The sequence below is a fragment of the Plantactinospora sp. WMMB334 genome (assembly GCF_049179095.1).
In the GTDB taxonomy this organism is placed as follows: Bacteria; Actinomycetota; Actinomycetes; order Mycobacteriales; family Micromonosporaceae; genus Plantactinospora.
Window position 1 is genome coordinate 701,341 of record NZ_JBMHME010000002.1, and the last position, 17,580, is coordinate 718,920.

Here is a 17,580-nt window from a genome sequence, read left to right on the forward strand (position 1 = left end):
ATCGTTGTACTACGGATGGTGTCATAGTATCGGGGCGTGCCACCACCCAACCAGCGCCGCCGGGCGGCCCTCGCGGACGCCGCCATCGCGCTGCTCGCCGAGTCCGGCGTGCACGGCGTCACCCACCGGGCGGTCGAGAGGCGGGCCGGACTCCCCACCGGCACGGCCTCCAACTACTTCCGCAGCCGGGAGGCGCTGCTGGTCGCGGCGGCCGAGCGGGTCGGTGAGCTGCACTACGCCGACATGGACGCGGCCGGATCGACGTACCGGCCGCCGCCGGCCGCCGGTACCCGGGAGCGCGCGGCGGAGCTGATCGCCGGATCACTGCTCACGGCCGCTACCGTGCACCGGGACCGCTACCTGGCGATCTTCGAACTTCGGCTGGAGAGCCTCCGCCGGCCGGCCCTCGCCGACGTGCTGCACGGCCTGCTCCGGCGCTCGGTCGCCGTCACCACCGGACACCATGCCGACCTCGGCCTCCAGATCCCGCCGGAGGCCGTGCCGACGCTCGTCACGCTCTACGGTGGGGCGCTGTTCACCCTGGTGAGCAGCGCGCCGGACGAGATCACTCCGGAGCGGACCCGGGAGGTGGCGACAGCGATCGTCCGGGCCGCTCTCGGCTGAGCTCCGGACCCGGAGCGGCGGCGCCCGGAGCGGCGGCGGCGAGAAAGTCGGCGAGCACCTCGGTGTGGGTGGAGAAGGCCAGCTCGGCCGGGGCGGTGAGGACCAGCCACTCGGTGGCCTCCTCCGTCGGGGTCGAGGCGGGCAGCGCCTCGGCGGACCGCGTCGGCAACACGCCGAAGACCATGATGGTGCCGCCCGACGGGGCGCTGTGCACCGCGTACGGCCGTACCGTCTCGGCGGCGGCGATCAGGCCGGTCTCCTCGCGGAGCTCCCGGACCAGCGCGTCGCGCCAGTCCTCGCCGTACTCGATGAAGCCGCCCGGGAGCGCCAGCAGCCCCAGCCCCGGCTCGATGGCCCGGCGCTGCACCACCACGCCGACGCCGTCGGCGGTCGACACCGGCAGGATCGCCACCGCCACCGGAGCCGGATTGCGCCAGGTCGTCTCGCCGCAGCCGGCACAGACCCTGGGCCAGTCCACCGCCGGATAGGCGGCGCCGCAGTACGAGCAGTGCGAGTGTGCGACAGCGGTCACGGGGAACGAGGTTACCGGGCGGGGGATCCCCGCCGCCGCCGTGCCGGAGCCGACCCCGGCGGGTCGGGTCCCGGCGGGTCGGGCCCCGGCGGGAGAGCGGACGCGGCGACCGGATGCGGCTATCGTGCGGGAAACGATCAACGTTTGATGATCGGGGTGTGCCGGTGGGATGGCTCCGGCTCGTGGCCGACCGGTTCCGCCAGGGCTGGCTGGGAGTGGTCGAGGCGACACTGGCCGCGACCGTCTCCTGGGCGGTCGCGGCGGCGCTGCTCGGCCATCCGCAACCCTTCTTCGCCCCGGCGGCGGCGCTGATCGTGCTCGGCCAGGCCCGGGGGCAGCGGATGCGCCGGGCCGTGGAGGTGGTGCTCGGGGTCGCGGCCGGAGTGCTCGTCGCCGACCTCGTGGTGCAGGCGCTCGGCCGGACCACCTGGACCGTGCTGACCGTCGTGCTGCTCACCGTCGGGCTCGCCGTGGCGATCGGCGCGAGCAGCGTCTCCGTGGTGCAGGCCACGGTCTCCGCCCTCTACCTGGTGACGGTGCCGCCGTCGACCGACGCGCTGGTGCCGTTCCGGTTCGTCGACGCGCTGATCGGCGGGCTCGTCGCGCTCGTCGCGAGCCAACTGTTCAGCGCCCGGCAGCCGCTCGCCCCACTGCTGGCCGAGGCACGGCAGACCTTCGCCGCGCTGGCGGAGCTGCTCACCGGGATCAGCGAGGCGCTGGACCACGACGACGAGCCGGCCGCGGTGGCGGCGCTGCACCGGGCCCGCCAACTGGACGCGGCCGTGGACCGGCTCCAGACGGCGGTGCTGGCGGCCGGAGAGGCGTTGCGCCTGCACCTGCGGCGGCGCCGGCACATCGGGCGGGTGCACGCGCTGGAGGCGTCGAGCCGGCAGGTCGACTACGCCGTACGCAACCTGCGGGTGCTGGCCCGGGCCGCGGTGGCGCTGACCCGGCTGCCGGTGGCGAACCCGCCGGAACTCGGCGCCGCACTGCGCTGCCTCGCCGAGGCGGTACGCCGCGCCGGCGAGGCGCTCGCGGCCGACCTGACCGGGCAGGACGAGGCGGCCGACCGGTACGCCGAGGAGACCGACGTCGCCGCGCTCGACGCGGTACGCACGGCCGGGCGGCTGCTGCTCACCCCGGAACCGCCGCTGCCGATCATCATGATCGTGGGGCAGATCCGGGCGACCGCGATCGACCTGCTCCGAGGCGTGGGCGCGGACGACGTCGCGGTGCTGGCCCGGGTCGACGAGGCTCTGGGACTGCCCCCGCTGTAGACGGGGCTCTGGGACTGCGCCCGCTGTAGGGGACTGCTCCCGCTGTAGGGGCCCGTCCGTCCCCGCTGTAGGGGACCGCCACCGCTGCGCGGCGATGCCGGGTCATCCGGCCGGCGCATGCCGGCGTACCGCCAGCAGCGCGACGTCGTCGACGGGCTGTTCGACCGCCAGGGTGGTCATCACGGTGACGCAGACCGACTCGGCCGGCCCGGGGTGGATGGCGGCGCGCAGCCGGTCCAACCCGACGTCGATGAGCTCGTTCCGCCGCTCGATCAGCCCGTCGGTGTAGCAGACCAGGACGGCGCCGGGCGGAAACTCGACCGAGGTGCTGCGGCGGTGCTTCGGGCGTCCGATGCCGAGCGGCAGGTCGACCGGGAGGGGGACGGTGTCGACCGGCTCTCCGGGGGTGGCCAGTATGGGCGGCAGGTGACCGGCCAGCGAAACGCGCATTTCCGTCCGGTCCGGGCTGACCAGCGTGTAGAGCACCGTGGCGAGCTTGCCCGCCTCGAAATGCTGGATCTTGTGATCGAGCCGGGTCAGCGCGTCGGCGGGGTCGTCACACTCCAGGGCGTAGGCGCGCAGCGCGCTGCGCAGCCGTCCCATCACCACGGCCGCCGGCAGCCCGTGTCCGGAGACGTCGCCGACGACGATGCCGAGCCAGCCGGTGGGGAGGCTGAAGACGTCGTACCAGTCGCCGCCGATCCCGGTGTGGTGCCCGGGCACGTACCGGGCGGCCATGTCGACGCCGGCCGCCTCGGGTAGCCGGGTCGGCAGCAGGCTGCGTTGCAGGGCGAGCGCGGCCGTCCGGTCGATGTTGCCCAGCCGGGCCTGGCTGGCCAGGCTGGCGCGGTCGGCGACCAGTTGCAGCAGCCGGATGTCGTCGGCGTTGAACCGTCGTGGTGTGAGGCCGCCGACGTGCAGCACACCGACGAGTTCGGTGCCGGCGAACATGGGCACGCCGAGCATCGACCGGATGCCCTTCTCGTGCAGCAGCGGGTTGACCACCGTGGCCGGGGTGACCTCCTCGAGCACCACGGGCTGCTTGTCCTGGGCGACCCGGCCGGCGAACCCTTGGCCGACCGCGACCCGGAAACCCTGCCGGACCTCCTCCTCCAACCCCTTGGCGGCGGTGGCCACGAGCTGCTGGGCGTGCTGGTCGAGGAGCAGGATCGTGGCGGTGTCCACCTGGAGGAGGCCGCAGATCCGCGCCAGCAGCTCGTCGAAGAGGTCTTCCACCTCGAGCCGGGACAGTGTCGAGTCGGTCACCGCCTCGATCCGGCGCAGCCGTTCGTCGGCGCCGGAGTCATCCGCCTCGATCACGCCGGAAAGCGTAGCCTCTGCCGAGGGGTAGCGGTGCTGCTGGACGGTCGGTTCGGCGTGGACCGGCCCGGCGCGGCCGGAGAACGGACATAGCCGACGGGAACCCCCGTGATCCAGGAATCCCGGGACGACTGGTCGGGCCGAGCCGGCTTCGGAGAGCGGTTGATTCGGGTGTCGGTCCGGCGATCCGGCGCCGCGCGGTTAGGGTGGCGGCAGATCGTCCCGATCGACAGTTGCCAACCTGCCGGAGGAGGCGGAGGCCCGATGCGGCTTGGCCTACAGATCCCCAATTTCACCTGGCCGAACGGTCCGGCCGAGCTCGGCGCCGACCTGGCCGCCGTGGCCCGGACGGCAGATCGGGTCGGCTTCGACTGCGTCGCCGTGATGGACCACTACTTCCAGATCCCGGCGGTCGGTCCGAGCGAGGCCGACATGCTGGAGGCGTACACCACGCTCGGGTTTCTCGCCGCACACACCGAGCGGGCCACCCTGCTGACCCTGGTCACCGGGGCGCACCACCGGCCGCCGGGCCTGCTCGCGAAGATCCTGACGACCCTGGACGTTCTCTCCGGCGGGCGGGCGATGCTCGGCATCGGGGCCGGCTGGAACGAGGAGGAGTCGCGCGGGCTCGGCTTCCCGTTCCCGCCGCTCGCCGAGCGCTTCGAGTTGCTCGAGGAGACCCTGCGGTTCCTGCTCCAGATGTGGTCCGACGACGACGGACCGTTCCGCGGCCGGCACGTCCGGGCCGAGCGCCTGCTCAACTCGCCGCAGTCGCTGTCCCGGCCGCACCCGCCGATCATGATCGGCGGAGGCGGGGAGAGGAAGACCCTGCGGCTGGTCGCCAGGTACGCCCAGGCGTGCAACCTGTTCAACAGCCCGGAGCTGGCGCACAAGCTCACGGTGCTGCGGGAGCACTGCGAGCGGGAGGGGCGCGACTACGACACCATCACCAAGACGGTCTACCAGTTCATGGACGTCGGGGAGAACGGCGAGAAGACGAGCGAGCTGATCGACGAGCTGCGCCGGCTGAGCGAGCTCGGCTTCGACATGGCCATCGGCGCCGTACCGCAGCTGCCCCGGCTGGACGTGCTGGAGCGGATCGGCGCCGACGTCATCCCGGTGGTGCGGGAGTTCTGAGCGCTACCGCCCGGGCGGTAGCGCCGAACCGGTCCGCCTCGGCCGGTTACTATCCTGATCTCAGCGGCCTGTCGCGGGAGCGACGCCGGACGGCTTTCCCGACCCGCGGCGTCCGGTTCCCGGGCCCGACCAGATGATCGAGGAGGGGCGCCGGTGGCGGCCTTGGAACGTACTCTTGTCCTGCTCAAGCCCGACGCGGTGGCGCGCGGGCTGACCGGCCGGCTGGTGCAGCGGTTCGAGGACGCCGGCCTCAAGATCGTCGGCCTCAAGATGAGGCAGCTGGACGCGGACTTCACCCGCCGGCACTACTTCGACCTGGAGGAGCGGTTCGGTGAGGGCGTCTACGCGGCCACCGCCGCCTACATGCAGCAAGGGCCGGTGGTGGCGCTCCTGCTGGAGGGGGTCGAGGCGGTGGCCAACGTCCGCCGCATGATCGGACCGACCTTCCCCGGCCAGGCGGCGCCGGGCACCATCCGGGGCGACTTCGCCCACATGTCCAAGGCGTACGCGGAGTCGAGCGGCAAGGCCGTCGCCAACCTGGTGCACGCCTCGGGCAGCGTCGACGAGGCGAAGTACGAGTCGGAGCTCTGGTTCGGCGACGACGAGCAGTTCGACTACCAGGGCACCGCCGAGCGCTACGTCTTCTGACGGAGCCCTCGCGCTACCCGCCCCGGGTCCGCCTCGACCGCGTTCCGCCCTTCCGTGCCTCGTCCGCGCCGTCGCGGACGAGGCACGCGGCTGGGTGGTCGGGACCACCCGGGGCCGCGGGTCAGCCGGCGCTGGCCGCCGTCACGGCACGGTGGCTGCGCATGGCGTGCTCGACCACCGCGATCAACACCTCCTTGCCGGACTTTCGTGACCGGGCGTCACAGAGCACGACGGGTACACCCGGATCGAGACTCAGCGCCTGGGTGACCTCGTCGAGCTCATAGCGCCGGGCGCCGTCGAAGCAGTTCACCGCCACGACGAACGGCGTGCCGTGCTTCTCGAAATAGTCGACCGACGGGAAGCAGTCGGCCAATCGGCGGGTGTCGGCGAGCACCACCGCGCCGAGCGCACCCAGCGCCAGTTCGTCCCAGACGAACCAGAACCGGTCCTGTCCGGGAGTGCCGAAGAGATAGAGCACCAGGTCGTCGGTGATGCTGATCCGGCCGAAATCCATCGCCACCGTGGTGGTGGTCTTCGTCTCGACGCCGGAGAGGTCGTCGACGCTGTGCCCCTCCTCGGTGAGGACCTCCTCGGTGCGCAGCGGCCGGGTCTCGCTGACCGCGCCGACCAGGGTGGTCTTGCCGACGCCGAAACCTCCGGCGATCAAGATCTTGACGGCGGTCGGCATCCGGTCCGGGGACGTCCCGGTCCGGTCGACACCGTCAGAGTGCGCGTAGTCCATTGATCACCTGTTCGAAGATGCTGTCATCGGTCAGGACCGGCGCCGGCCGCGGCTCGGCCACCCGGACGAGCCGGTGTTCCAGGAGGTCGCCGAGGAGTACCCGGATGGTCCCGAGAGGAAGGTCCAGATGTGCCGCGACCTCGGCGACGGAGAGCCGCCGCCGGCAGAGCGCGACGATCGCCAGGTGCTCCGGCCCGAGCCCGACATCCCGGGAGGAGATCGTCCGCGCCGTGCTGACCTGTGAGATCAGGTCGAACTTGCCGCTCACCGGCCGGGCCCGACCCCGGGTCACCGCGTAGGGCCGGACCACCGGGCCGGCGTGGTCGTCGACCCAGTGGATTTCCGGAGGTTCCTCGTTCTCGGTCATCGCCGGGGCTCACTGCCGGTGGACCGGTGCGTCGGGTGTCCGGGTGCTGGAGGCCAGGTACTTGCCGGCCCGGGTCACCAGCATGGCCATCTCGTACGCGATCAGCCCCACGTCCGCGTCCTCGGCGGCGAGTACGGCGAGACAGGCGCCGTGCCCGGCGGCGGTGACGAAGAGAAACGCCGAGCGCATCTCGATGATCGTCTGTTGTACCGGCCCACCGCCGAATCTCCTTCCGGCGCCCCGGGCCAGGCTCTGCACGCCCGACGCCACCGCGGCCAGATGTTCCGCGTCGTCCCGGTCGATCTCGCGCGACGAAGCCATCAGCAGTCCGTCGACGGAGAGCAGGATCGCGTGCCGGGTCTGTTTCACCCGGCCGACCAGATCGTCGAGGAGCCAGGTCAGGTCGAGGTTGGACGCTGTTTTCTGCACGGGTTCGTCCCTTTCTCTGCCGGTGATATCGCCATCTCGCCAGACGTGGCCGGTCAGGCCTCGGGCGGAGCCGCCCCGGCGCCGCTACCGTCGTCCAGCGGGGGTACGGCGCTGGACCGTCCGCGCCGGGTACCCGATTGATAGGAACTCATCATCCGGCGGATCTGCTCGGGAGTCCGGGGAGTGTGTTCCTCGGCCGGCTCCGGTTCGGTCCGCTCGCCACCGTCCCGCAGGGCGGGGGCGAGGTTCGCCTGCCGCACCCGGACCGGCAGGCCGGACCGGGTCAGCGAGGCTGATCCGCTCGTGACTGTCGATCCGGCGCTCGTCGGGGATGTTCCCGGGCCTGCCGGGGCCGATCCCCGGGCGGGCGAAAAGCCTGTGCGGGCCGCCGCTGCTGCCGGGTCGGCCGGTGCGATGCCCTCCAGCGCATTCGTCGACCCGGTGGCGACCCGCTCCGACCTGCGGCCGGCATCCCATCGCGACCCCTGCGCCGGCTCCCCGGCGGCGTCGCGCTCCGGGTGCCGTGCCGACCCTCGAACCGGGTCCCGGCCCGGATGACGCCCCGGGTCCTGCCCCGACGCGTGCCCCGGCTCCCACCCGGCGGCGTGTGCCGGCTCCCGGTCGGGCCGGCCGCCGGGCTCCTGGTCCGGCAGGCGGCCGGGCTCCTGGCCGGGCGGTCGCCGGAGGTTTCCCCCGATCGCGCTCGCCGCCAGCCGCTCGACCGGCATCGACCCGGCGGCGGGCTCGCCCTCCGCGCTGCGGTCCGTGATCAGGGCGATCGGGATCAGCACCACGGCGGTGATCCCGCCGTACGGCGAGTCCTTCAACCGGACCCGGATGCCGTGCCGCTCGGTGAGCCGGCTGACCACGTAGAGGCCGAGTTGGGCGGCACCGCCGATGTGGGTGAACTCGTGCTGGGTGGCGATCCGTTCGTTGGCGGCGGCCCGATCCTCGGCGCTCATGCCCAGACCGCGGTCCTCGATCTCGATCGCGAAGCCGTTGGCGACCAATTGGCCGCCGACGTGCACGTCGGTCTGCGGGGGCGAGAAGGAGAGCGCGTTCTCGATCAGCTCGGCGATCAGGTGGATCACGTCACCGACGGCCCGGCCCGCGAGGTCCACGGCACCGACCGGCAGCACGCTGACCCGGGCGTAGTCCTCGACCTCGGCCACCGCGCCACGCAGGACGTCGATCATCGGGACGTTCCGTCGCCAGGCCCGGCCCGGCGTCGCCCCGGAGAGCACGATCAGGTTTTCCGCGTTGCGGCGCATCCGGGTGGCGAGGTGGTCCACCCGGAACAGGTCCTCCAGCTCCTCCGGGTCGTTCTCCCGCCGCTCCATCGTGTCCAGCAGGGTGAGCTGCCGGTGGATCAGCGCCTGCGTACGCCGGGCCAGGCTGAGGAAGATGTCCCGGACGCCCCGGCGCAACTGGGCCTGCTCCACGGCGATGCGTACGGCGGTCTCCTGTGCGACGTTGAACGCGTGGGCCACCTGCCCGATCTCGTCCGGGCCGACCGTGAGCGGTGGCGCCTCCTTGTCGATGTCGACCGGTTCACCCCGGCCGAGCCGGGCGACCAGGTCCGGCAGCCGCTCGTTGGCGAGCCTGAGCGCCGCCAGGCGGAGCCGTTCGAGCTGGCGGACCATCGAGCGCGCGGTGTTCATCGAGATGATGACGGCGGCGAGCCCGAGGAAGAACATGACCAGCATCCGGACCACGATGCCGATCGCGCCTGGGGCGTCCGCCCGGACCAACTCGTCACCGCCGGCGACCTGCAACCGGAGCAGTTCGGCCAGCCCGGGGTCGACCGTGCCGCGCCACTCGTCGGCCGGGACCGCGGGGCGGCCGTTCGGGCGTCCTTCCTGGACGATCCGGTCCTCGACGGCACGGAGAACGGCGACCGGCCCCGCACGGAGTGCCTGGCGGTATCGGTCCTGGTCGGCCTGGGGCAGCTCGGCGACCGCCTCGTCCGCGATCAGTCGCTCGGCGCCGATCAGCTGGATCACCTGGGCGTGTTCGGACTCGCTGATCCGGTTGGCGGCGTACGCGCCGGTGAGCAGCGCGTCCGCCTGGGAGGCGAGCTCGCGCGCCCTGGTGAACCTGATCAGGTTCTCCGCGCGGCGGTCGACGTCACCGGCGTCCAGGTTGCCGAGCGAGCCGTAGACCCGGAAGATCGATCCGATCGCCTCGGTGAACGCCTGCGCGGCGGTCTGCCGGTCGATGCGGCGGGCGTCGATCGCCTCCCGTACGGCGGCCAGTCCGTCCAGTTCGACAAGTGCCCGGGCGACCCGCCGATCGAGTTCGGGTCGGGCCGCCAGCTTGGCGAACCAGGTCTGGGCCGCCGCCCGGAAGGTCGTCACATCCGCCCGGACCCTGCGGCGCTCCACCTCCAGGGATTCCCGGGGCGGCGCCTGCGGGGCCCCCAGGTAGCCGAGGGAGAGCCGGCGCTCGTCCTGCAGGTGCAGGATCAGTGGCTCGGTCGGCGCGTACACCTGGGCGTCGAGAGTCTGCACCCAGACCAGGTTGAGCCCGTCGCGGAGGGTGACCCACGCGCCGAACGCCCAGAGCGCGAGCAGGGTGAGCAGCAGGGCGACGACTTTGGTACGCAGGCGCGAAGCAGGAAAGCCCATTACACCGTCCCGTACCGGTCGAAGGCGATTGATCGACTACTCACCAGGTTTCTGGTGTCGCGGGCACCCTGGGTCGCATCCACGATCTTTGAGTACCCGGCGCACGCTAGCAGTGCCCGGTGTGATGCCTCAACCCCCGGTTTAGACGAAGATCACCTTTTTGGCCCGTACCGCGCGGTTGGCCTGCTGACAGGCGTTGCCTGTGCGGCGCGACGGCCGACGCGCCCCGCCCTGGGTCGGTATCCATTGATAACCTCCGTTGAGATTGAGTTACCCGGATTGCTCTCTTCCGGGCCAAAGGTTGATCGGGGGCGGTGGATGGTCGACCGGCGGCTGCACCACCATCTGGTGACCTGGCTCGGCCAGTGGCCCGCCGGTGGGGGTCTGGACGTGGTCGGCTCCGAGCGCCGGGTCCAACCCGGCTGGGACGGGCAGCCGCATCCGGTCGTGGGGGTCGGCAGCCCGCACGGGGCCGTACTCTCCGTGCCACCGGCCCGGGTCGCCGCGGTACGGGCGCTGCGACCCCGGCCGATCGCGGCGCTGCTCTCCGCGCTGCCCGCCGCGCTGGGCCTGCCGGGCTGGTCGGGCTACCGGGCGGTGTTCCGCTACACGCTCGCCCCGGCACCGCTGCCCGACGGCGGTGAGTGGGTCGACGCCGGGGATCCGATGGTGCCGCCATGGCTGCGGCCGTTCGGTGGCGATGTGCTGGTGATGCGGGATTCCGCCGGAGCCTATCTCGCCGGGGTGGGCGTCAAACGGCACGACGGTTACGGGCACGAACTCGCCGTCGGCACCGAACCGGCCGGGCGGGGGCGTGGACTGGCGCGTCGGCTGGTGGCCCAGGCGGCGCGGCGGGTGCTGGACGAGGGTGCCGTGCCGACGTACCTGCACGACCCGGGCAACGTCGCCTCGGCCCGGGTCGCCCGGGCGGCCGGCTTCGACGACCGTGGCTGGTCCGCCTACGGCCTGATGAAGCGGGACCAGCCGACACCCGGGTGAGGTCGCCGCTCCGGCCGGTCATCCGCCGACCCTCGGCGCGGTGAGCGTGGAGCCGCGGACCGTGGACCCGCGCCCCCGGGGTCCACGGTCCGCGTCCTCTCCCAGGCCGAGGTCCACGCCGTGACGCGGGCTCGCGGTTCCGGTAACGCTACGTATCGCCTGCGGCCCCGACAAGCCTGCGGCGGACCCGTCCGACGTGCCCGTTCGGTGGATCCGCGCGGACAACGATCAAGATATGTAACCTGCGGTAATGCGTTCTCCGCTCGGACGTGGCCCGGTCGGCTCCTCGAACGGAACGCGTTCACGCGACGCCGGCTACGCCTGGACCACGTTGAGACGGTCCAGATCGGAGCGACGGCTGGGCGTCAGGTGGTGAGGCGGAGGGCTTCGGCGGCGGCGCGGCCGTTGGCGTGGCTGGCGCCGTAGGTGGTGACGAAGGCGCGTACGCCCGCCGGTCGCCACGCGGAGGGCCAGCCCATCTCGACCACGGTCACCGGGTGGCCGGCGGCCAGCGTCTCGATCAGCTCGGGCCCGCCCGGCAGCCGGTGCAGATGGCGGCCGACCAGCACGATCGGCCGCCCGGCGGCCCGGTCCCGCAGCACCGCCGGGTCGGTCTCCGCCGCCACGACCCGGAGCTGTTCGGTGCCGTTCAGGTGTGGTCCGAGCCCCCACGGCACCCGGCCCTCGGCGATGGTGGAGGCGGCGAAGAGCTGCACCACGAGGGGCGCACCGAGCCCGTCGACGCTGCCCTCGATCCTGACCGCCCGCCGTGCGGCGGTCCGGGCCGCCTCCGCGGACTCCTCCCGCGCGGCGGCGTACCCGGGATCGGTGCCGGCGGCCCGGACCGGTGCGGCGGCCCGGGTCCACGCGGCGAGCGCGGCGGTGCGCTCCACGGCCTGCTCGACCCGGTCGAGGGCGAGGCGGCCGTCGCCCAGCGCGGCCACGATCTCGGCGACCACCAGCTCGACCAGGTCGGCGTCGACCTGGGCGCCGATGCAGAGCAGGTCCGCGCCGGCGGCCAGGGCCCGGACGGCACCCGGCCCGATGCCGCCGGCGGCCACCGCCGCGCCCTGCATCTCCAGCGCGTCGGTCAGCACCACGCCGGTGAAGCCGTACTCTCCGCGCAGCAGGTCGCCGAGGACGGCGGGGCTGAAGGTCGCCGGTGCGTCGCCGGTGAGCGCGGGCACCCGGATGTGCGCGGTCATGATCGCCCTGGCGCCCGCGCCGATCACGGCCGCGAAGGGTGGCAGGTCGCGGCGGCGCAGCAGCTCCACCGGTACGTCCACGGTGGGCAGTTCGAGGTGGGAGTCGGCGATCGTCGCGCCGTGCCCGGGGAAGTGCTTGGCACAGGCGGCCACACCGGCGGACTGGAGCCCGGCGACCGCGGCGGCGGCGTGCTCGGCGACCCGGTCCGGGTCGGCGCCGAAGGCCCGGGTGCCGATGATCGGGTTGTCGTCGGCGGTGTTGACGTCGACCGTCGGTGCGAGGTCGACATTGATCCCGACCGCCAGCAGGTCGTTGCCGATGGCGTGGTAGACCCGTCCGGTCAGCGCGACGTCGTGCACCCGGCCGAGCGCGGCGTTGCCCGGGTACGGGCTGCCGGTGGCGTGCGCCAGCCGGGTGACGTCGCCGCCCTCCTCGTCGATCGCGATCAGCACGTCCGGCCGGGCCTGCCGCAGCGCGGCGGTGGTGGCGGCGACCTGGTCGGGGTGCTCGATGTTGCGGCCGAAGAGGGTGTGCCCGGCCAGCCCTTCGGCGAGCAGGTCGAGCGCCCAGCCGGGTGGGGTGGTGCCGGGGAAGGCGGCGAGCAGCGTACCCAGCGCCAGCCGGCGGATTCCTGGATCGGTCGGCACGTCTCTCCCCCTTCGGCCCTTTTCCCGGGTCCGAGTGTCGCATCGAGCTGGACCATCTCGTGGCCCAGCGTTACCGGATCGGCTTAGCACTCCCGGCTCGCCGGCCCATTACGCTACGGCTACTCCTCCGAAGGTTAGCTTAGCTATTAAGAAAGCTTCTTAAAGAAGAGGGACACTGCATGGCAAGCACCCGGCTACCTGGTACACCGCGCCTGCTCCGCGCGCTCAACGACCGCGCGGCGCTGGAGCTGCTGCTCGAGCGGGGGCCGCTCACCCGGGCGCAGTTGGGCGAGTTGACGGGGTTGTCCAAGGTCACTGCTTCCCAGCTCGTGGAACGCCTGGAGGAGCGGGGACTGGTCAGCCGGGTCGGCGAGCAGGCCGGCGGGCGCGGCCCGAACGCGCAGCTCTATGCCGTACGGCCGGGGACCGCGCACGTTGTCGGGGTCGACGTCGAGTCGGACCGGGTGGTGGCGGCCTGCGCCGACATCACCGGCGAGGTGACGGGTCGGGTGGAGCAGTCCACCCGGGACACCGACGATCCGGTGGGCGTGGTGCACAACGCGGTGGTCCAGGCGGCGAGCGACGCCGGAGCCCAGCTGGCCACCGTACGCCGGGTGGTGCTCGGCACACCCGGCCTGGTCGACCCGGCCACCGGCGACATCACCTTCGCGTTCAACCTGCCGCGCTGGCACCGGGGTCTGCTCGCCGCGCTCCGCGAGGACCTGCACACCCCGGTGGTCTTCGAGAACGACGTCAACCTGGCCGCGGTCGCCGAGGCGGAGTCCGGCGCGGCGCGCGGTGTCGAGGACTTCGTGCTGGTCTGGCTCGGCGTCGGCGTCGGCCTGGCCATCGTGCTGAACGGCCGGCTGCACCACGGCAGCACCGGCGCGGCCGGCGAGATCGGCTACCTGCCGGTGCCCGGCGCGCCCATTCCCCGGGACGCCTCCCGGCGGGCGAAGCCGGCCTTCGGTCAGATCGCCGGCTCCGACGCGGTACGCGCGGTGGCCCGGGAGCACGGCTTCCGGGCCGGTACGGCGGCGGACGCGATCCGGGCCGCCATCGCCGCCGGCACCGAGGGCGGGCCCGTGCTCGACGAGGTTGCCCGCCGGCTCGCGCTCGGGGTGGCCGGCAGTTGCGTGGTGCTCGACCCGCCGCTGGTGGTGCTCGCCGGCGAGGTCGGCCAGGCCGGCGGCACCGCGCTGGCCGAGCGGGTGCAGCACGAGGTCGCGGCGATCACGCTGGTCACGCCCCGGGTGGTGCCCACCGAGCTGACCGAGGAACCGGTGCTGCGCGGCGCCCTCCGGGTGGCGCTCGACGCCGTCCGGGACGAGGTGTTCGGCTCCACCCTCGGCTGACCGTCCGGATGCTGCTCGCCGTGCGTCCGGCGCTGCGTGGTTGGATGGTCGGGTGCGTGATGATCCGGTTTCCGTCTCCGCCGACTCTGCCTCCGGCCCCGACTCCGGTTCGCCGGCACCGGTGCCACCGGACGTCGTGATCGACTTTCACCAGGTCGGGGTGTCGCGTTCCGGTGCCGCCCTGTTGCACGACGTGACGTGGCGGGTCCGGCCGGACGAGCGCTGGGTGGTCCTCGGCCCCAACGGCGCGGGAAAGACCACCGTGCTCAACCTGATCTCCGGGCGGCTGCACCCGACCACCGGTCTGGTGCACACGCTCGGCGAGCGGATCGGGCGTACCGACCTGACCGAGCTGCGTACCCGGATCGGGTTGAGCACCGCCGCGCTGGCCGAACGGGTCCCGACCGGCGAGCGGGTCCGCGACGTGGTGCTGACCGCCGCCTGGGCGGTGGTCGGCCGCTGGCGGGAGCGGTACGACGAGATGGACGAGACGCGCGCCAACGCCCTTCTCGACCAGTTCGGCGTGCTGGGCCTCGCCGACCGGGCGTACGGAACCCTCTCGGAGGGTGAGCGGAAGCGGACCCAGATCGCCCGCGCGTTGATGACCGACCCCGAGTTGCTGCTGCTCGACGAGCCGGCGGCCGGGCTCGACCTCGGCGGCCGGGAGGACCTGGTGGCAAGGCTCGCCGCCCTGGCCCACGACCCGGACGCTCCGGCGATGGTGCTGGTCACCCACCATGTGGAGGAGATCCCGTCGGGTTTCACCCACGCCCTGCTGCTCCGCGAGGGCGGTGTGGTGGCGCGGGGACCGCTCGCCGGGACGGTCACCGGTGAATACCTTTCCAAGACGTTCGGCGTGCCGCTGGTGGTGGAGCGCTCCGGCGACCGCTTCACGGCCCGCGCCGCCTGACTCACCGCCAAGCCCTCGCTCCCGCCCCTGCCCCGGCCCTGCCCCCGCTCCCGCCCCGTCGCCGCCCGCCGGGCCGGCCTGGGCGGGGCTGCCTGGCGAAACGTGGGATCTCCCGGAGCTCAGCGGGTGGTGGCGGCTCGGATCATGGGAAGCAGGGTCTCGGCCGCCAGGGTGATCTGGGCCACCGCGAGCTGGGCGTCGCGGGGCGGGACGAAGACCACCGCGTCCGCGCTCGCCTCCCGGAGCCGGATCACCGACGCCGCGCACTGCTCGGCGGTGCCGGCCGTGGTGAACCGGTCGAGATAGTGCTCGGGAAGGGCTACCGCCAGCGCAGCTGCCCCGGTGGCCGGCCCGGTGGCAGCCCCGGCGGAGGTGCCGGTCGGGCGTGAGGCGCTGCCGGCGCCGGTCGTGGTGGCCAGCATGCCGGCGATCTCGTCGGCCAGGTCGGCATCGGCCGGCGGCAGCGCCCAGCCGTGCGCGAGTTGGGCGGCGAACTCGCGTCGCGCGCTGGCCCGGGCCTCGTCGAAGTCCAGGTGGGCGTAGACGGTGAGCCGGTGGTCGTCGGTGCGGCCGGCCTCGCGGCGCCCCTCGTCGACAAGTCCCCGGGCCCACCGGACATACGCCGGACTGGCGCCCTCGGCCAGGATCGTGCCGTCCGCCACCCGGCCGGAGAGCCGCAGCGACCTCTCGGCGCGTACGCCCGTGTAGATCGGGGGCGGCTGCTCCGGCGGAAACTCCAACGCCACCTCGTCGAGCCGGGCGTGCCGGCCGGTGACGGTGACCCGTTTCCCGGCCAGCAGGGCGCGTACCGCCGCGACCGTCTCCTCCAGCGCCGCGAGCGGGGACGGGTGGGCGGCGCCGACCTGCCGGACCCAGGCCGGCATCCCGTGCCCGAACCCGGGGAGGATGCGGCCGGGGAAGAGCCGGGCGAGGTTGGCGAGCTCCATGGCGGCGAGCGCGGGGTTGCGGAACGCCGCCGGCAGGATGCCGATGCCGATCCTGAGCCGCTCCGTCACCGCCGCGGCGACGGCGGCGCCGGAGACCGCACCACCGAAGAAGCAGTCCTCGACGAGCCACAGCTCGTCGTAGCCGAGCCGCTCCACCAGCCGGGCGTACGCCGGAAGCTGCTCGGGGGCGGTGTCACAGCGGTACATCACTCCGACCGGCATCTCTCCCATGCCTGGCAGCCTGCCAGAAGAGTCCGACGACGGCCGCCTCTAGACTGAAGCCCTTTCCAACCTGAACTGCGCGGCGCCCGTGCCCCGAGCCTCGCCCCCGGCCACGACGGCCGCAGCGGGAGGCGGCAGAGTTTCCCGGGCGGTCGCCGAACCGGGAGGTGCCGCCGGTGAGCCGGCCACGGGTCGTAGTCATGGGCAGCGCGAACATGGACCTGGTGGTGACCACCGGTTCGCTGCCGAAGCCCGGTGAGACCGTCTTCGGCACCGACTTCGTGATGGTGACCGGTGGCAAGGGCGCCAACCAGGCGATCGCGGCCACCCGGGCCGGAGCCGACACGGCTCTGCTCGGCGCGATCGGCTCGGATTCGTTCGGCGTGACGCTCAAGGCCCGGATCTCGGCCGCCGGGGTGGACACCGAGCGGGTCAGGGTGGTCTACGGCGCCTCCGGGGTGGCGGTCGTCACCGTCGACGGCGAAGGGGAGAACACGGTCGTGGTCACCCCCGCCGCGAACTCGGCGTTCACCGGGCTGACGGAGGACGAGCTGACCGCCGTACGCGGGGCGGACGTGCTCGTCGCGCAGCTGGAGATTCCCGTCGCCACGGTGACCGCGGCGGCCCGTGCCGCCCGTGCCGCCGGCACCCGGGTCGTGCTGAACGCGGCTCCCGCCCAGCCGGTGCCGGTCGAGCTGTTGGACTCGGTCGACCTGCTCGTGGTCAACGAGGCGGAGGCACGGGCGATCACCGGCTGCGGCCGGGAGAACCCGGCGGCGCTGCTCGCGACGGCGCCGCGCGCCGTGCTGACCCTGGGCCGGCACGGCGCCTGGTACGGCGACCGGGACGGCACCGCCGTGCACGTACCGGCGGTCACGGTCGAGCTGGTGGACTCCACGGCGGCCGGTGACGCCTTCACCGGCGCCCTGGCGGTGGCCTGGGGCGAGGGCCGGGAGCTGGTCGACGCGGTGCGCTGGGCGAGCGCTGCCGGTGCCGCCTGCGCCCGCCGGCTCGGTGCCTCGGTCTCGTTGCCGCTGCGGGCCGAGATCGACGCGCTCTACGTCCCCGCCACGTGACCGGACCGGGCCGCGCGATAACTCTCCGCCGCTTGATCCGGTGGAGCAGGATGGAAGCATGGTGCGACTCGTGCTCAACCTGCTCTGGCTGATCTTCGGCAGCGGCATCGCCCTCGCCATCGGGTACGGGATTGCGGCGCTGATCTGCTTCGTGCTGATCGTGACCATCCCGTTCGGAGTCGCCGCGCTGCGGCTCGCCTACTACTCGCTCTGGCCGTTCGGCCGGACCCTGGTGGCCAAGCCCGGCGCCGGACTCGGCTCGGGGCTGGCCAACGTGCTCTGGGTGGTGCTGGCCGGCTGGTGGCTGGCCCTGGCGCACATCGTCGCCGGGATCGCGCTCTGCCTCACGATCATCGGTATCCCGTTCGGCATCGCCAACTTCAAGCTGGTGCCGGCGGCGTTCTGGCCGCTCGGCCGCGAGGTGGTGGAGGTCGACGACCTGCGCCGCCCGGGAGTCGCCGCGCCGGCCTGACCGGACCGGGGGCCCACACCCCCGGAGTCTCCGCCGGGTGCTC

Annotated in this window: 17 protein-coding genes; 9 read left to right on the plus strand and 8 right to left on the minus strand. The window is 73.2% G+C overall.

What is annotated here, in order from left to right; all coding sequences use genetic code 11:
• Nucleotides 1-36: 36 nt before the first annotated feature.
• Nucleotides 37-624: a TetR/AcrR family transcriptional regulator gene (locus ACN27G_RS02995; RefSeq protein WP_421491244.1), complete on the plus strand. Its 588-nt coding sequence runs from the start codon at nucleotides 37-39 to the stop codon at nucleotides 622-624.
• On the opposite strand, the gene ACN27G_RS03000 is transcribed toward ACN27G_RS02995, so the two are convergent.
• Nucleotides 566-1,156, minus strand: coding sequence for an NUDIX domain-containing protein (locus ACN27G_RS03000; RefSeq protein ID WP_421491245.1), 591 nt, complete (start codon nucleotides 1,154-1,156; stop codon nucleotides 566-568). The genes ACN27G_RS02995 and ACN27G_RS03000 overlap by 59 nt on opposite strands.
• 164 nt (nucleotides 1,157-1,320) lie before the next feature.
• On the opposite strand from ACN27G_RS03000, the gene ACN27G_RS03005 reads away from it, so the two are divergent.
• Nucleotides 1,321-2,433 (plus strand): FUSC family protein, encoded by a 1,113-nt coding sequence (locus ACN27G_RS03005; RefSeq protein WP_421491246.1) that lies wholly within the window; start codon nucleotides 1,321-1,323, stop codon nucleotides 2,431-2,433.
• A 102-nt stretch (nucleotides 2,434-2,535) separates the two neighbouring features.
• Here ACN27G_RS03005 and ACN27G_RS03010 read toward each other — a convergent pair whose 3' ends face one another.
• On the minus strand, nucleotides 2,536-3,753 hold the full coding sequence (locus ACN27G_RS03010) for a PP2C family protein-serine/threonine phosphatase (protein ID WP_421491247.1): 1,218 nt from the start codon (nucleotides 3,751-3,753) through the stop codon (nucleotides 2,536-2,538).
• A gap of 264 nt (nucleotides 3,754-4,017) precedes the next feature.
• Here ACN27G_RS03010 and ACN27G_RS03015 point away from each other — a divergent pair, with 264 nt between their 5' ends.
• Both ACN27G_RS03015 and ACN27G_RS03020 read left to right on the plus strand, forming a co-directional pair.
• The gene (locus ACN27G_RS03015) at nucleotides 4,018-4,890 is read left to right on the plus strand and encodes an LLM class F420-dependent oxidoreductase (protein ID WP_421491248.1); all 873 of its coding nucleotides are present in this window, start codon (nucleotides 4,018-4,020) and stop codon (nucleotides 4,888-4,890) included.
• Between the two features lie 153 nt (nucleotides 4,891-5,043).
• Nucleotides 5,044-5,538, plus strand: a complete 495-nt coding sequence (locus tag ACN27G_RS03020) for a nucleoside-diphosphate kinase (RefSeq protein WP_421491249.1) — start codon at nucleotides 5,044-5,046, stop codon at nucleotides 5,536-5,538.
• A 121-nt stretch (nucleotides 5,539-5,659) separates the two neighbouring features.
• Here ACN27G_RS03020 and ACN27G_RS03025 read toward each other — a convergent pair whose 3' ends face one another.
• From ACN27G_RS03025 to ACN27G_RS03040, 4 genes are read right to left on the minus strand one after another with little or no spacing between them, the layout of a single operon-like run.
• Complete coding sequence (locus tag ACN27G_RS03025; protein ID WP_421491250.1) at nucleotides 5,660-6,280, minus strand: GTP-binding protein; 621 nt, start codon at nucleotides 6,278-6,280, stop codon at nucleotides 5,660-5,662.
• Nucleotides 6,261-6,647: a DUF742 domain-containing protein gene (locus tag ACN27G_RS03030; protein WP_421491251.1), complete on the minus strand. Its 387-nt coding sequence runs from the start codon at nucleotides 6,645-6,647 to the stop codon at nucleotides 6,261-6,263. Before ACN27G_RS03030 ends, ACN27G_RS03025 begins: the two co-directional genes overlap by 20 nt.
• A 9-nt stretch (nucleotides 6,648-6,656) precedes the next feature.
• Entirely contained in the window at nucleotides 6,657-7,076 is a 420-nt protein-coding gene (locus ACN27G_RS03035; protein WP_421491252.1) for a roadblock/LC7 domain-containing protein, read from the minus strand.
• A gap of 53 nt (nucleotides 7,077-7,129) precedes the next feature.
• Nucleotides 7,130-9,703, minus strand: a complete 2,574-nt coding sequence (locus ACN27G_RS03040) for a nitrate- and nitrite sensing domain-containing protein (protein WP_421491253.1) — start codon at nucleotides 9,701-9,703, stop codon at nucleotides 7,130-7,132.
• A 318-nt stretch (nucleotides 9,704-10,021) separates the two neighbouring features.
• Here ACN27G_RS03040 and ACN27G_RS03045 point away from each other — a divergent pair, with 318 nt between their 5' ends.
• A complete protein-coding gene (locus ACN27G_RS03045) occupies nucleotides 10,022-10,702 on the plus strand; it encodes a GNAT family N-acetyltransferase (RefSeq protein WP_421491254.1) in 681 nt (226 codons plus the stop codon).
• A 365-nt stretch (nucleotides 10,703-11,067) separates the two neighbouring features.
• Here ACN27G_RS03045 and ACN27G_RS03050 read toward each other — a convergent pair whose 3' ends face one another.
• Complete coding sequence (locus ACN27G_RS03050) at nucleotides 11,068-12,555, minus strand: glycoside hydrolase family 3 protein (RefSeq protein WP_421491255.1); 1,488 nt, start codon at nucleotides 12,553-12,555, stop codon at nucleotides 11,068-11,070.
• A gap of 179 nt (nucleotides 12,556-12,734) precedes the next feature.
• On the opposite strand from ACN27G_RS03050, the gene ACN27G_RS03055 reads away from it, so the two are divergent.
• Nucleotides 12,735-13,910, plus strand: a complete 1,176-nt coding sequence (locus tag ACN27G_RS03055; protein WP_421491256.1) for an ROK family transcriptional regulator — start codon at nucleotides 12,735-12,737, stop codon at nucleotides 13,908-13,910.
• A 52-nt stretch (nucleotides 13,911-13,962) separates the two neighbouring features.
• Nucleotides 13,963-14,820, plus strand: coding sequence for an ABC transporter ATP-binding protein (locus ACN27G_RS03060; protein WP_421491257.1), 858 nt, complete (start codon nucleotides 13,963-13,965; stop codon nucleotides 14,818-14,820).
• Nucleotides 14,821-14,939: 119 nt separating this feature from the next.
• On the opposite strand, the gene ACN27G_RS03065 is transcribed toward ACN27G_RS03060, so the two are convergent.
• Nucleotides 14,940-15,998 (minus strand): LLM class flavin-dependent oxidoreductase, encoded by a 1,059-nt coding sequence (locus ACN27G_RS03065; protein ID WP_421491258.1) that lies wholly within the window; start codon nucleotides 15,996-15,998, stop codon nucleotides 14,940-14,942.
• A 167-nt stretch (nucleotides 15,999-16,165) separates the two neighbouring features.
• On the opposite strand from ACN27G_RS03065, the gene ACN27G_RS03070 reads away from it, so the two are divergent.
• Both ACN27G_RS03070 and ACN27G_RS03075 read left to right on the plus strand, forming a co-directional pair.
• Entirely contained in the window at nucleotides 16,166-17,065 is a 900-nt protein-coding gene (locus tag ACN27G_RS03070) for a ribokinase (RefSeq protein WP_421491259.1), read from the plus strand.
• A 58-nt stretch (nucleotides 17,066-17,123) separates the two neighbouring features.
• Nucleotides 17,124-17,537, plus strand: a complete 414-nt coding sequence (locus tag ACN27G_RS03075) for a YccF domain-containing protein (RefSeq protein ID WP_421491260.1) — start codon at nucleotides 17,124-17,126, stop codon at nucleotides 17,535-17,537.
• Nucleotides 17,538-17,580: the final 43 nt, after the last annotated feature.